13 protein-coding genes and 2 pseudogenes are annotated in these 12,315 nt (G+C 63.8%); 10 read left to right on the top strand and 5 right to left on the bottom strand.

Translation table 11 applies throughout. The features are described from left to right. From EN935_RS07705 to EN935_RS07690, 4 genes are all read left to right on the top strand, one after another. A partial coding sequence (locus EN935_RS07705) for a sorbosone dehydrogenase family protein (RefSeq protein ID WP_164771042.1) occupies nucleotides 1-1,035 on the top strand: 1,035 nt, incomplete at its 5' end. A gap of 274 nt (nucleotides 1,036-1,309) precedes the next feature. Then, nucleotides 1,310-1,927, top strand: coding sequence for a LysE family translocator (locus tag EN935_RS07700; RefSeq protein WP_127262207.1), 618 nt, complete (start codon nucleotides 1,310-1,312; stop codon nucleotides 1,925-1,927). Nucleotides 1,928-2,107: 180 nt separating this feature from the next. Then, on the top strand, nucleotides 2,108-3,088 hold the full coding sequence (cysK, locus tag EN935_RS07695; RefSeq protein ID WP_127373249.1) for a cysteine synthase A: 981 nt from the start codon (nucleotides 2,108-2,110) through the stop codon (nucleotides 3,086-3,088). A gap of 131 nt (nucleotides 3,089-3,219) precedes the next feature. Beyond that, nucleotides 3,220-3,846: a glutathione S-transferase family protein gene (locus tag EN935_RS07690; protein WP_127262209.1), complete on the top strand. Its 627-nt coding sequence runs from the start codon at nucleotides 3,220-3,222 to the stop codon at nucleotides 3,844-3,846. A 21-nt stretch (nucleotides 3,847-3,867) separates the two neighbouring features. On the opposite strand, the gene EN935_RS07685 is transcribed toward EN935_RS07690, so the two are convergent. The 3 genes from EN935_RS07685 to EN935_RS07675 all read right to left on the bottom strand — a co-directional run bounded on the left by EN935_RS07685 (nucleotide 3,868) and on the right by EN935_RS07675 (nucleotide 5,951). Beyond that, nucleotides 3,868-5,112, bottom strand: a complete 1,245-nt coding sequence (locus EN935_RS07685) for an RNA polymerase sigma factor (RefSeq protein ID WP_127262210.1) — start codon at nucleotides 5,110-5,112, stop codon at nucleotides 3,868-3,870. Continuing rightward, complete coding sequence (locus EN935_RS07680) at nucleotides 5,112-5,465, bottom strand: YciI family protein (protein WP_056585399.1); 354 nt, start codon at nucleotides 5,463-5,465, stop codon at nucleotides 5,112-5,114. Before EN935_RS07680 ends, EN935_RS07685 begins: the two co-directional genes overlap by 1 nt. A 117-nt stretch (nucleotides 5,466-5,582) precedes the next feature. Beyond that, the gene (locus tag EN935_RS07675) at nucleotides 5,583-5,951 is read right to left on the bottom strand and encodes a YciI family protein (protein ID WP_109667638.1); all 369 of its coding nucleotides are present in this window, start codon (nucleotides 5,949-5,951) and stop codon (nucleotides 5,583-5,585) included. A gap of 258 nt (nucleotides 5,952-6,209) precedes the next feature. Between EN935_RS07675 and EN935_RS07670 the strand changes: the two are divergent. Then, nucleotides 6,210-6,398: pseudogene (locus EN935_RS07670) on the top strand (C4-dicarboxylate ABC transporter); the annotation flags it as partial. Nucleotides 6,399-6,705: 307 nt separating this feature from the next. Here the strand turns inward: EN935_RS07670 and EN935_RS07665 are convergent. Beyond that, nucleotides 6,706-6,852 carry a hypothetical protein gene (locus EN935_RS07665; protein WP_082525385.1) on the bottom strand — a complete coding sequence of 49 codons (147 nt, stop codon included), beginning with the start codon at nucleotides 6,850-6,852 and terminating at the stop codon, nucleotides 6,706-6,708. Nucleotides 6,853-7,229: 377 nt separating this feature from the next. Between EN935_RS07665 and EN935_RS07660 the strand changes: the two genes are divergently transcribed. Both EN935_RS07660 and ligD read left to right on the top strand, forming a co-directional pair. Then, a complete protein-coding gene (locus EN935_RS07660) occupies nucleotides 7,230-8,087 on the top strand; it encodes a Ku protein (RefSeq protein ID WP_127262211.1) in 858 nt (285 codons plus the stop codon). 12 nt (nucleotides 8,088-8,099) lie between these two features. Continuing rightward, complete coding sequence (gene ligD, locus EN935_RS07655; protein WP_127262212.1) at nucleotides 8,100-10,619, top strand: DNA ligase D; 2,520 nt, start codon at nucleotides 8,100-8,102, stop codon at nucleotides 10,617-10,619. 204 nt (nucleotides 10,620-10,823) lie between these two features. Here the strand turns inward: ligD and EN935_RS07645 are convergent, their stop codons facing one another. Next, nucleotides 10,824-11,498 (bottom strand): winged helix-turn-helix domain-containing protein, encoded by a 675-nt coding sequence (locus EN935_RS07645; RefSeq protein WP_126067047.1) that lies wholly within the window; start codon nucleotides 11,496-11,498, stop codon nucleotides 10,824-10,826. A gap of 68 nt (nucleotides 11,499-11,566) precedes the next feature. Between EN935_RS07645 and EN935_RS07640 the strand changes: the two genes are divergently transcribed. The 3 genes and pseudogenes from EN935_RS07640 to EN935_RS41910 form a co-directional block, all read left to right on the top strand. Beyond that, nucleotides 11,567-11,782, top strand: coding sequence for a DUF1127 domain-containing protein (locus EN935_RS07640; RefSeq protein ID WP_126067046.1), 216 nt, complete (start codon nucleotides 11,567-11,569; stop codon nucleotides 11,780-11,782). Nucleotides 11,783-11,868: 86 nt separating this feature from the next. After that, nucleotides 11,869-12,201, top strand: a complete 333-nt coding sequence (locus tag EN935_RS07635; RefSeq protein WP_126067045.1) for an NIPSNAP family protein — start codon at nucleotides 11,869-11,871, stop codon at nucleotides 12,199-12,201. Then, nucleotides 12,198-12,315: pseudogene (locus EN935_RS41910) on the top strand (antibiotic biosynthesis monooxygenase); the annotation flags it as partial. The gene EN935_RS07635 and the pseudogene EN935_RS41910, both read left to right, overlap by 4 nt.

The raw sequence follows: 12,315 nt of genomic DNA, 5'->3' as shown, positions 1-12,315 counted from the left end.
CTGTTCGTCGCCGACAGCGAGGCCAACCAGGTCCGCGTCTATCGCCTGGCCGAGGGCAGCGCAAAGCCGGCGCAGGACGGCATCTTTGCCGGCAACCTCAACCAGCCCTATGGCATCGCCTTCTATCCGCCGGGCAATGATCCGCAATGGGTCTATGTCGCCAACAGCGACAGCGTCGTGCGCTTTGCCTATCGCAAGGGCGACCTGAAGGCATCAGGCGATCCGGAAACCATCATCGACAACATCCCTGCCAATCATCACTGGACGCGCGACATCGCTTTTTCGCCGGACGGCAAGACGCTTTATCTGTCGGTCGGCTCGGGATCGAATGTCGCCGAGGATATGGGCAAGGAACCGGAGGGCGGACTCGACGCCTGGGCGAAGTCGAAGCCGCTCGGCGCCACATGGGGCTCTGAAGACGGCCGCGCCGACGTGCTGGCCTTCGATCCGGACGGCAAGAACGGACGCATCGTCGCCACCGGCCTGCGCAACTGTTCGGGCATGACCGTGCAGCCGGCGACCGGCGCGCTGTGGTGTGTCGTCAATGAGCGCGATGGGCTCGGCGACAATGTGCCGTCCGAATATGCAACAGTGGTCAAGGACGGCGCCTTCTATGGCTGGCCCTGGTACTATATCGGCAACAACGAGGATCCGCGCCGCAAGGGCGAGCGCCCCGACCTTGCCGGCAAGGCTGATATTCCCGATGTACTGATGCAGGCGCATTCGGCGCCGCTCAACATCGCCTTCTACGAAGGGAAGAGCTTTCCGGCCGAATACAAGGGCGACGCCTTCGTCGCCTTGCATGGTTCATGGAACCGCGGCAACAGGACCGGCTACAAGGTGGTGAGATTGCTGTTCAAGGATGGCAAGCCGACCGGCGAGTATGAGGATTTTATCACCGGATTCGTCGTCTCCAGCGGCGAAGTCTGGGGTCGACCGGTCGGCGTGGCGGTGGCGAACGACGGCGCGCTGATCGTGACCGAGGACGGCAACGGCACCATATGGCGTGTCACCCATGACGACGGTCACTCCTGATCTGCTGGGCAGCGCAGGCTCCCTCACCTGGATTGCCAACCGAATTGCGAAGAGCAATTTGGGACAATCCTACCTCTCCCTGGCGGGTAGAGGAGGTAGGCGGGGCCGTGCTCGTCTCTTCTCCCCAGCGGGGAGAAGGTGGCCGCGAAGCGGTCGGATGAGGGGGCCTTCTTCAGGTGTCCCAACGATATCTGGTGCAATGGATTCCGACCCCACGGGAATTCAATTCTGGCCCGTTTCATGCGACAGTGCCTTCTGATTTGAGACGAATACCATGACCCTCACCGGATTCCTCGCCTACAGTGCCGCTCTCGGCGTCGCCGCAGCCATTCCCGGTCCCGGGCTCACCGCGCTCATTGCGCGCGCGCTCGGTTCCGGCTTTCGCTCGGCGCTTGCCATGTCCTTTGGCCTGATGGTTGGCGACCTCACCTACCTGACCGTCGTGGTGCTCGGCCTCGCTTTCGTCGCGCAAACTTTCGGCATGGTTTTTCTCGCCATCAAATGGCTCGGCGTCGCCTATCTCGTATTCCTCGGCTGGCGCTTCTGGAACAGCGGCATCACGCCCGAGACCGTCGAGGCGAGGAAAGGCAAGGGTGGCCTGCTGTCGAGCTTCGTCGCCGGCCTGACCGTAACCCTCGGCAATCCGAAGACGATGATCTTCTACCTCGCAATCACGCCGACCATCGTCGACCTGAAGACCATCACGCTGGCCGATTACGGCATTCTCGTTGCGCTGACGGTCGTCGTGCTCTTGGTGGTGCTGGTGCCGTATCTGGCGCTGGCTGCCAAGGCGCGCTGGTTCCTGAAATCGCCGCGCGCGCTCAAGGCGCTGAACCGCACCGCCGCCGGCTTCATGGTTGGTGCTGCTGCAGCGATTGCCGCCCGCCAATAAAGGGCTCTCGGCCAAAGCATTTCGCAAACAGGCCTTTGCGGGAAATGCTTTTCCGCGGCGGAGACGTTTTCGACACAGTCCCCACTCGGATATTTTCGGCCGACAGCTTATGTTGCGCGGCTGAAAGCCCTATCTTGCCGGCTGCAATTCCACTTGCCTGAAATTCTGGGAGCGAAACCAATGAACAAGCCCGTCACATCAGCCCGCGTGCCCGGTCGCGGCCGCGTCTACGATTCCATCACCGACACGATCGGCGACACGCCTCTGGTGCGGCTCGACAAGTTCGCCAAGGAAAAGGGCATCGTCGCCAATCTTATTGCCAAGCTCGAATTCTTCAATCCGATCGCTTCGGTCAAGGACCGTATCGGCGTGGCGATGATCGAGGCGCTGGAGGCGTCCGGCAAGATGTCTCCCGGCAAGACCACGCTGATCGAACCGACGTCCGGCAACACCGGCATCGCGCTTGCCTTCGCTGCCGCCGCCAAGGGCTACAAGCTGATCCTGACGATGCCGGAAACGATGTCGATCGAACGCAGGAAAATGCTGGCGCTGCTCGGCGCCGAGCTGGTGCTGACCGAGGGTCCGAAAGGCATGAAGGGCGCCATCGCCAAGGCCGACGAACTGGCAGCGACGATCCCCAATGCGATCATCCCGCAGCAGTTCGAGAATGCGGCCAACCCGGAAATCCACCGCACGACGACGGCCGAGGAGATCTGGAACGACACGCATGGCGAGGTCGATATCTTCGTCGCCGGCATCGGCACCGGCGGCACTATCACGGGCGTCGGCCAGGTGCTGAAGAAGCGCAAGCCTTCGGTGCATGTCGTCGCAGTCGAGCCGGAATCCTCACCGGTGCTGTCGGGCGGCCAGCCCGGCCCGCACAAGATCCAGGGCATCGGCGCCGGCTTTGCGCCCAAAATCCTCGACACGACGATCTATGACGAGATCGTCAAGGTCTCGAACGAGGATTCGGTCGCCAATGCCCGCCTCGTCGCCCGCCTCGAAGGCGTGCCGGTCGGCATCTCGTCGGGCGCCGCCCTGCAGGCGGCCATCGTCGTCGGCTCGCGGCCGGAGAACAAGGGCAAGAACCTTGTGGTGATCATCCCATCCTTCGCCGAGCGCTATCTGTCGACGATCCTGTTCGAGGGGTTGGGCTCGTAGTCCGACGCTTCTTCGTGACCAAGCTGGCCCGCTGAAAAACCGTCTGTGGCCGCCATCAGCGGCTTGAGCGCGACACCGCTTCCGGTTCATATCGCTCCCGGCTTGCTTAGCGCGGGCCGGGGGAAGATTCCATGTACAAGCTCTACACCCGCCCAGGCAGCGGCGGCTTCGTCGTCGAGGCTGCGCTGGCGCTGGCGAACGTACCGTTCGAGCAGATCGACGTACCGAAGACGGACCGACCCGATCCGGCCTTCCTGGGCATCAGTCCGTTGAACCAGGTTCCGGTGCTGACCTTGCCGGACGGAAGCTCGATGACCGAATCGGCGGCGATCTGCATCCTGCTTGCCGAGCGTCACCCCAATGCCGGCCTGGCGCCGGCTGTCGACACGCCTGCCCGTGCCGACTTCCTGCGCTGGATGACCTTCATGTCGTCGGTGCTCTATCCGGCGGTGCTGCGTTTCTACTACGCGTATCGATACACGGCCGATCCGGACGGCACCAAGGCGGTCAAGCAGGCAGCCGTCGCCGAGATGGACCGAGGCTTTGCCGTTCTGGATGCCGCTCTCCAAGGCCGTGACTGGCTGGTCGGCTCCCAGCTGTCACTGGCCGACATTTACCTCGTCATGCTGGTGGCCTGGCATCCCGACGTCGACAAAGCGCGGACGGCATGGCCGAACATTGAACGCCTGTGGTCGAAACTGCGCGACAACCCGCTGATGAAGACGCTCAACACATCGCATGAGATGTGGCCAGGCTGAACGGACGGCCGGTGGCGCGGCTCAATTTCTGAGCACCGCCCGTTTTCCTTGCAGGAAGCGGCGCACCGCCGGATCGCGTTCAAGGCCGATCGCCCGATCATAGGCCTCGGTTGCCTGTGGCACCTGACCGAGCCTGGCCAGCAGACCGGCGCGGGCTGCCCAGTAGGGCTGATAGTCATCAAGCCGCTTGTCGTCGCCCAGCACGTAAAGGGCCGCCAATCCGGCCACGGCGCCCTCGGCCTCGGCAATCGTCACCGCGCGGTTGATCGCCACCACCGGCGATCCTGCGATCGAAAGCAGCGCGTCGTAGAGCTCGCGGATCGCCGCCCAGTCGGTGCGGCCGGTCAGCCGTCGTGCTGCATGTGCGGACTGCACGGCCGCCTCAAGCTGGTAGCGGCCGATGACGCCCATGGTGGCGGCGCGGCCGAGCAACGCTTCCGCCTCATCGACCAAAGCGCGATCCCAGAGCGTATAGTCCTGCTCAGCAAGCGGCACGTAATCCCCGGCCGCATCGCGCCGTGCGGCGCGGCGCGCCTCGGCAAACAGCATCAGCGACAAGAGGCCAAGCGCCTCGGGCTCTTCCGGCAACAGCGAAGCCACCAGCCGGCCGAGCCAAATGCCTTCGGTCGCCAGATTGCGGCGCTGCGTCTCGGTGCCCGCCGGGTCGGACCAGCCTTCGGCGAAGGCGGCGTAGATCGCTTCCAGCACCGCATCCAGCCGTTCGCCGAGTTCAGCCCGCTCCGGCACGCGGAACGGAATGCCGGTCTCACGGATGCGGGTCTTGGCGCGCACCAGGCGCTGGCTCATCGTTGCCGGCGAGACCAGGAAGGCAGAGGCGATCGTCGCGGCGTCGAACCCCAGCACGGTCTGCAGGATGAGCGGCGAACGCACGCTCGATTCGATCGCCGGATGGGCGCAGGCGAACATCAGCCGCAGCCGTTCGTCGGGCAGGTCTTCGTCGGTCATGTGCGCCTCCGCCTCCTCGGCAATCAGCTTGAGATGCTCGCGGCCGGCCTCGCTGGTCAGCCGCCGCCGCACCGCATCGACGCGGCGCCGCCTTGCCACCGCCAGCAGCCAGGCTTCCGGCTTCTTGGGCACGCCGGTTTGAGGCCATCGCTCCAGTGCGGCGGCGAAGGCATCGGCCAGCGCATCCTCGGCGCCGGCCACGTCGCGCGTGCGTGCCGCGAGCCAGGCGACAAGCTTGCCGTAGCTTTGCCGGGCGGCGACTTCCGCCGCCGCCCGCGCGATCTCCAGGCCATTCTCCATCACATGGTCTGTTCCCAGATCGGCCGCAGCTCGACCGTGCCGGCGCTGGCGGCGGGGCAGCGCGCCGCCCAGGCGATAGCGGCATCGGCGTCCTCAGCCTCGATCATGTAGAAACCGGCGAGTTGCTCCTTGGTGTCGGCGTAGGGGCCGTCGAGCACGTTGGTCTTGCCGTTGGCCATCCGCACCGAAGTGGCGGCCTGGGTCGGCTTCAGCCGGTCGCCGGCCAGCCAGGCGCCGGATTTCTTCAACGCCTCGGTATAGGCGCCATAGGCTGCGCTGATCTCGTAGGTCTTATCGGTCGGCGCGGCCGCCATCGCGGCTTCGTTGACGTAGATCAAAAGCATGTATCGCATGGTCTTCTCCCGTTTTCTCGAAGGCCGCTTCGTTGCTGGCCGACCCTATGTCGCGTGGCCTGGACCGATTTCGACAGGCGCCGCGAAAAATCATTCGGCGTCGTCGGGGCGTTTCGGTCATTTCTCGGATAGGTACTCGGTCATTTCCCAGATCGGGCGCACCTCGACCGTGCCGGTGCTGGCTGCCGGACAGCGTCCACCCCATTCGATGGCCGTGTCGATGTCGGTCGCCTCGATCATGTAGAAGCCGGCAAGTTGCTCCTTGGTGTCGGCATAGGGGCCATCGAGCACGTTGGTGTTGCCGTTGGCCATCCGCACCGAGGCCGCCGCCTGGGTCGGGCGCAGCCGGTCGCCGGCCAGCCATGCGCCGGATTTCTTCAACGCTTCGGTATAGGCGCCATAGGCCGCGAGGACCTGCTCGGTCTTGTCGCGCGGCGCATTAGCCGTCGCGGCCTCGTCATTGTAGATCAAAAGCATGTATCGCATGGTCTTCTCCCGTTTTGTCGAACGGCCGCTCCGTGCGGGCCGACCCTATGTCGTGCGGTCTCGGCCGATTTCGACAGGCGCTGGAAAAATCTTTCGGCCTTGGTCGTGTCATGCGCAAGCCGGCGCCCACCGCGGCAGCACTCAACCGTTCGCCTAATGGAGTGCAATTGCTGGTTGGCATTTGCCGTCTGCCGTCTAAACTCGCCCCGCCCGCGCCGAGGAGGGCGGCGGCGCAGACATTTCAGGGAGGAAATCACCATGTTCCATTTCAGGACGAAATTCATTGCGGCCGGCGCGGTGGCGGTCTCGCTTGGCCTGGGCGCTATTTCAGCCAAGGCCCAGGAATTCATCAATGTGCTGACCGGCGGCACGTCCGGTGTCTATTATCCGCTCGGCGTGGCGCTGTCGGAAATCTACGGCAAGGGCATCGAAGGCGCCCGCACCCAAAGCGGCTTTTGCGATCGAGCCTGACCACACAGACGCCATCGAAGACGATCAGCGGCTGGCGTGCATCGAAGGATGTTTCGGAGGGACAGCTTGACTTGCGACGGCTCGACTGGGGAAGGTCGGTCACGCGGGCCTCGGCTGCTTGTGCCCTTAGGACACTAAGCCAGCCGGAGACGGTATCAAAGCCGTGGCGATGTCGCACGCCGCCTGTCGGCGAGAGCGGGACGCTCGGCGCGATAGGTGGTGGCGCGGGTAGAGGCGGCCGGCCTGCAGATCCGGCTGTCGTGGCGATTTTCGAAAGCCATGATCAGTGCGCGCTCACGCCGAGCGAGTTGCCGCGACGGGCGCAAGCCGGGCCGGGGCCACGCATGTAATAGCGCTCGGGCCGATAGGTCGGCGCGACGAATTCGCGGATGGCGGCGGCATAGCCGATGAGGTGCGCGAGGAAGTTCATTTACCTTGTCCCTGTCCCGAATTTCGGATGTCCCTTCCGAATTGCGGTCATCATAGCGTCGAGGCGTGAATAGTCGGTGAACGTGATGTTAATATCTGGTCGAAAATGCCTTGCTTCGTGGCTGGAATGCGGCTGATTCGGGGTCTTTCCGTGCAGTTGGTCGGCATTCCGCCCAATGTGACTTTTCCATCACATATGTTTCGTTTGAATGTCGCCCGCGCGCGGTTCTGTTTCAACTTTGGCTGCCTCAGTGAAATTTCCGTGCGGGCGGCCAGAACGCCTCGGGTGCGCTTGGCATCCAGATCGGCGCGGGAGCGCGGAACTGGAGCGGGCTCTGTCCGTTCTCACCTTCATCTGGTTGTGGAAGGGAAGATATCATGGCGCCGCGTCCAGCCTGGAAGGGCTATCTGAAGCTGTCGCTGGTCACCTGTGCCGTCGAGCTGACCAATGTCGTCACCCACACCGAGAAGGTCTCGTTCCGGGTGCTGAACCGCAAGACCGGCAACACGGTGAAACGCATCTATGTCGATTCCGAAACCGGCAAGCCGCTTGGCGACGACGACGAGATCAAGGGTTACGAAGTCAGCGACGGCGATTTCGTCCATATCGAGGAAGACGAGATCGAGGCGGTGCAGATCGAATCCTCGCACACGATGGCGCTCGACGGTTTCGTCGACAAAGCCTCGATCCAGCAGATCTACCTCGATACGCCCTATTATGTCGCGCCGGCCGACAAGGTGTCGGAGGAGGCGTTCGCCGTCATCCGTGATGCTATGGCGGGCAAGAAGATGGCCGGACTGGCGCGCATCGTGCTCTATCAACGCGAGCGCCCGGTGGTCATCGAACCGCTGGGCAAGGGCATGGTGCTGACGACGCTGCGCTACGACAACACGGTGCGCCAGCCGGACACCGTGTTTGGCGACATCAAGGCGGTGAAGACCGATCAGGAGGTGACCGATCTGGCCGAGCTGATCATCGACAGGAAGAAGGCCAAGTTCGATCCCTCGAAATTCGATGACAAATACGAGGACGCACTCCTGGAGCTGATCCGCGCCAAGAAGGCCGGCAAGAAGGCGCCCACGGCCAAGGCAGCGCCCAAACCCTCCAATGTCGTCAATCTGTTCGACGCGCTGAAGAAGAGCCTGTCGTCGGATGGCAGCTCGAAGGCTTCTTCGTCGGCGAAGGCCAAGCGCGCCAACCCGAAAGCCGGCGCGCCGAAGCGCAAGTCGGCCTGAGGACATCCAGAGATGGCCAGCCTCGAACAGTACCACTCCAAGCGCGATTTCAAGAAGACCACCGAGCCGGCCGGCAAGGTCGCCCGTACCAAGAAGGGCGAGGCGGGCGGCATCTTCGTCATACACAAGCACGCGGCGACAAGGCTGCATTACGACCTGCGGCTGGAACATGACGGCGTGCTGTGGAGCTGGGCGGTGACGCGCGGCCCGAGTCTCGACCCGCATGAGAAGCGGCTGGCCGTGCATGTCGAGGATCACCCGATCGACTATGCGCCGTTCGAAGGCACCATCCCCAAGGGCGAATATGGCGGCGGTTCGGTCATCGTCTGGGACGAGGGCACCTGGGTTCCCGAGATCGACCCGGCCAAGGCAATGAAGAAAGGCCATATCAGCTTCGAGCTGCACGGCCACAAGCTGCACGGTCTATGGCATCTGGTGCGGTTGAAGCCGCGCGCGGCTGAAAAGCGCGACAACTGGCTGCTGATCAAGTCCGACGATGCCGCCGCGCGGCCGGGCGAGGACATCCTCAAGGAAGCGCCGGAATCGGTGAAGTCGGGCCTGACCATCGAGGAGGTCGGCGAGGGCAAGGCCGCCAAGGGCCAGAAGCCAAAAGTCTGGCATTCCAACAAGCCAGCCGCCGGCAAGGCGAAGCCCGGCAAGCGCCTCGACTTTGTTGAGCCGCAGTTGGCCACGCTGGAGCGCGAAGCCCCGCCGGGCAAGGACTGGCTGCACGAGGTGAAGTTCGACGGCTATCGCATGCAGGCGCAGATCGCTGGCACCGAAGTGCGGCTGCTGACCCGCACCGGCCTCGACTGGACGGAGAAATTCGGCGGCGAGATCATGGCAGAACTGGCCGGACTGAAATGCAGTGACGCCATCATCGACGGCGAGATCGTCGTGCTGGCCGACAGCGGCGTTTCGTCCTTCTCCCTGCTGCAGCAGGATTTGTCTGCCAATCGAACCAACCGCTTCATCTACTACGTCTTCGACCTGATGCGCCTCGACGGGAAGGATTTGCGCCGCGAGCCATTGGTCGAGCGCAAGCAGACCTTGCAGGAGCTGCTCGGCAAGCAGCCGGAGAATGCGGCAGTCCGTTTCAGCGACCATTTCGCCGAGCCCGGCAAGATCATGCTGGAGCATGCCTGCCGCATGGGGCTGGAAGGCGTCGTCTCCAAACGCGCCGATGCGCCTTATCGCAGCGGCCGCGGCCCCACCTGGGTGAAATCGAAATGCACGGCGCGGCAGGAGTTCGTCATCGGCGGTTATCTGCCGTCGGAGAAGACCGGGCGCGGACTGCGCTCGCTGCTGGTCGGCTATCATGAGGGTGGCAAGCTGCATTATGCCGGCCGCGTCGGCACCGGCTTCTCCGCCAAGGGCGCCACCGATTTGAAGACAAAGCTCGATGCGCTGAAGGCAAAGTCGTCGCCGTTCGCTGCCACCGTGCCGAAGGGCAAGGGCCTGGTCTGGGTCAAGCCGGAACTTGTCGGCGAAGTGGAGTTTCGCAGCTGGACGTCGGACCGTATAATACGCCACGCCTCGTTCCAGGGATTGCGCGAGGACAAGCCGGCGGAGGAAGTCGTGCAGGAAAAGCCCAAAGCGTCGACAGGCAAGGCAGCGACAGCCAAAGGTTCGGCAAAGCCGGCATCGAGCAGCACCGCCAAGCCCGCCGGGTCGATGACGACCACGGTAAAGCTTTCCCATCCCGACAAGCTGCTGTGGCCGGACGAAAAAATATCCAAGCAAGGCCTGCTCGACCACTACGCGCAGGTCTGGCCACGCATGGAACAGTTCGTCGTCAACCGGCCGCTCAGCCTGGTGCGCGCGCCGGACGGCGTCGGCGGACCGCGCTTCTTCCAGAAACATGCCTCGGCCGGCATGAGCGACAAGATCGCCCGCATGAAGGACCCTAACGACGGCGAGGAGATCCTGTTCATCAGGGATTTCGACGGCGTTGCTGCACTGGTTCAATATGGTGTGGTCGAGATCCACATCTGGGGCTGCACGACAGACAAGCTTGAACAGCCCGACCAGATCATCTTCGATCTCGATCCCGATGAAGGCGTCGACGTGAAAGCGGTGCGCGAGGCGGCACTCGACATTAGAGGCAAGCTCGACGAGCTGTCGCTGTCGAATTTCGTCAAGACCTCGGGCGGCAAGGGTTTTCATGTGCTGGTGCCGCTAAAGCCATCGGCGGATTGGGAGGCGGTGAAGACCTTCGCCCATGATTTTGCCAAGGCGCTCGAACAGGGCGCCCCCGACCGCTACACGGCGACGCTGTCGAAGAAGGCGCGCACCGGAAAGATCTTCGTCGACTATCTGCGCAATGGCAGGGGCTCGACGACGGTCGCGCCCTATTCGTCGCGCGCCAAGAAGGGCGCCACCGTGTCGATGCCGGTGACCTGGGCCGAGATCGAAGCCGGACTGGCGCCGAACGCTTTCCCGATCGGCGACAAGACGACGCTGGCGAAGTTGGCGCTAGCCGATCCGTGGAAGGATTTTTTCAAGGTGGGGAAGGTGTTGAAGCGGGGGTAGTTCGCGCAATTTGCCAGCGCAGCGATCCTTCGCGCCCCCCTCTGGCCTGCCGGCCATCTCCCCCACGAGTGGGGAGATTGGCAGCTTCGGCGCTTCGCACCCTTTGCACGTAAGAGATTGGCGAAAGCCGGCGTGACGCCTGATCTCCCCCCGTGTGGGGGAGATGGCCGGCAGGCCAGAGGGGGGCGCTGTCCCGCCAACCCCTCAGTCCAAAAACACCCTCTCAAACGCCTGTTTGCCCGGCGGCGAGAAAATGACCGCGCGACTGTCCTTCTCGCGGCGCGCCCATTTCTCGGCAAGGATCTTGTCGAGGATGGCGGCGCCCAGCGTGCCGGCGAGGTGCGAGCGCCTCACGCTCCAGTCGAGGCAGGCGCGGCATACCGGCCGGCGCGGCCTGGTGTAGACATCGATGCCGATGGCAGCGAAATGCGAAGCCGCCGATGGCCCGAGCCTGATCTCCTTGTCGTCGCGGACCAACACGTTTTTGGCGACGAGACGATCGAGCATCGCCACCGCCTGCTCGCCGGCAAGGTGGTCGTAGCAGACGCGCGCCACGCGCATGGCGCCGTCGCGGGGACCCGGCCGCACGCGCTTTGGCCCAACGGCTTCCGCGACACCGGTGATGGCTTCGATCATGCCCGCCACCTGCGGGCCGGCGAGGCCGTAGTAGCGATGGCGGCCCTGGCTCGCCACCGTCAACAGCCCGCCTTCCATCAGCTTGCCCAGATGCGAGCTGGCGGTCGGCAGCGACACGCCGGCTTCGAGCGCCAGTTCGCTCGCCGTCAGCGCCGTGCCGCCCATCAGAGCATTCAGCATGTTTGCCCGTGCTGGATCGCCGACCAGGCTGGCGATGCGGGCGATGTCGGGTCCTTCACGCATAGTTCGTTTCTCATCGAAGCATCCTTGTCAGATAACCACTATTCTCCGATCAGATCAAGGAGACGACGATGACCGCACGAACCGCTTTCCCCTCGGCCCCGCTCGCCAGCCGCCAATCGTTCCCGTTCGTCACCTGGTTGCGTTCCCGGCTGCTGGCTCGCTGGTATGACCGTCATTTGCAGCGTCTCGACCTCGCCGAGATCGACGATCATCTGCTGCGCGACCTTGGCCTGACGCCAGAAGACGTGCGCCGCGAATGCACGAAGTCCTTCTGGCAGGCATGACCGCCAAGGGAATTGCCTAGCAGACCAGGCGGCACGACGTTTCGACGCCGCTCGAACCATCGACGCGGAAACCCAAGGAGACCACAATGACCATCACCTGCTTCATCCGCTACGAGATCGACCCGTTCGGCAAAGCGGCCTTCGAGGAATACGCCCGCAACTGGGGCCAGTCCATTCCACGTTGCGGCGCCGATCTGATCGGCTACTACGCGCCGCATGAGGGCTCGGCGACGACCGCCTATGCCGCTTATAACATCGACAGCCTGGCGGCCTATGAAGCTTATCGCGCTCGGCTTGCCGCCGATCCCGCCGGCAAGGCAAACTACGAATTCGCCCGCCGCGAAAGATTCATCCTGAAGGAGGACCGCATGTTCCTGAAACACGTCTCGGGACCGCATGCAAAGCTGGTGCTGCCGTGATTGCCGTCCTCTTCGAGGTCGAGCCGGCGGCGGGCAGGCGCGACGCCTATCTGAGCATCGCCGCCGACTTGCGTCCTCTGCTCGACGGCATCGACGGCTTTGTCTCCATCGAAC

This window comes from Mesorhizobium sp. M7D.F.Ca.US.004.03.1.1 (genome assembly GCF_003998635.1).
In the GTDB taxonomy this organism is placed as follows: Bacteria; Pseudomonadota; Alphaproteobacteria; order Rhizobiales; family Rhizobiaceae; genus Mesorhizobium; species Mesorhizobium loti.
This window is presented reverse-complemented; position numbering and strand designations above follow the sequence as displayed.

Excerpts from the sequence above, each read along its gene's own strand:
- EN935_RS07700 (WP_127262207.1), top strand. The coding sequence starts at position 1,310 with ATGACCCTCACCGGATTCCTCGCCTACAGTGCCGCTCTCGGCGTCGCC.
- cysK (WP_127373249.1), top strand. The coding sequence starts at position 2,108 with ATGAACAAGCCCGTCACATCAGCCCGCGTGCCCGGTCGCGGCCGCGTC.
- EN935_RS07690 (WP_127262209.1), top strand. The coding sequence starts at position 3,220 with ATGTACAAGCTCTACACCCGCCCAGGCAGCGGCGGCTTCGTCGTCGAG.
- EN935_RS07685 (WP_127262210.1), bottom strand. The coding sequence starts at position 5,112 with ATGGAGAATGGCCTGGAGATCGCGCGGGCGGCGGCGGAAGTCGCCGCC.
- EN935_RS07680 (WP_056585399.1), bottom strand. The coding sequence starts at position 5,465 with ATGCGATACATGCTTTTGATCTACGTCAACGAAGCCGCGATGGCGGCC.
- EN935_RS07675 (WP_109667638.1), bottom strand. The coding sequence starts at position 5,951 with ATGCGATACATGCTTTTGATCTACAATGACGAGGCCGCGACGGCTAAT.
- EN935_RS07665 (WP_082525385.1), bottom strand. The coding sequence starts at position 6,852 with ATGAACTTCCTCGCGCACCTCATCGGCTATGCCGCCGCCATCCGCGAA.
- EN935_RS07660 (WP_127262211.1), top strand. The coding sequence starts at position 7,230 with ATGGCGCCGCGTCCAGCCTGGAAGGGCTATCTGAAGCTGTCGCTGGTC.
- ligD (WP_127262212.1), top strand. The coding sequence starts at position 8,100 with ATGGCCAGCCTCGAACAGTACCACTCCAAGCGCGATTTCAAGAAGACC.
- EN935_RS07645 (WP_126067047.1), bottom strand. The coding sequence starts at position 11,498 with ATGCGTGAAGGACCCGACATCGCCCGCATCGCCAGCCTGGTCGGCGAT.
- EN935_RS07640 (WP_126067046.1), top strand. The coding sequence starts at position 11,567 with ATGACCGCACGAACCGCTTTCCCCTCGGCCCCGCTCGCCAGCCGCCAA.
- EN935_RS07635 (WP_126067045.1), top strand. The coding sequence starts at position 11,869 with ATGACCATCACCTGCTTCATCCGCTACGAGATCGACCCGTTCGGCAAA.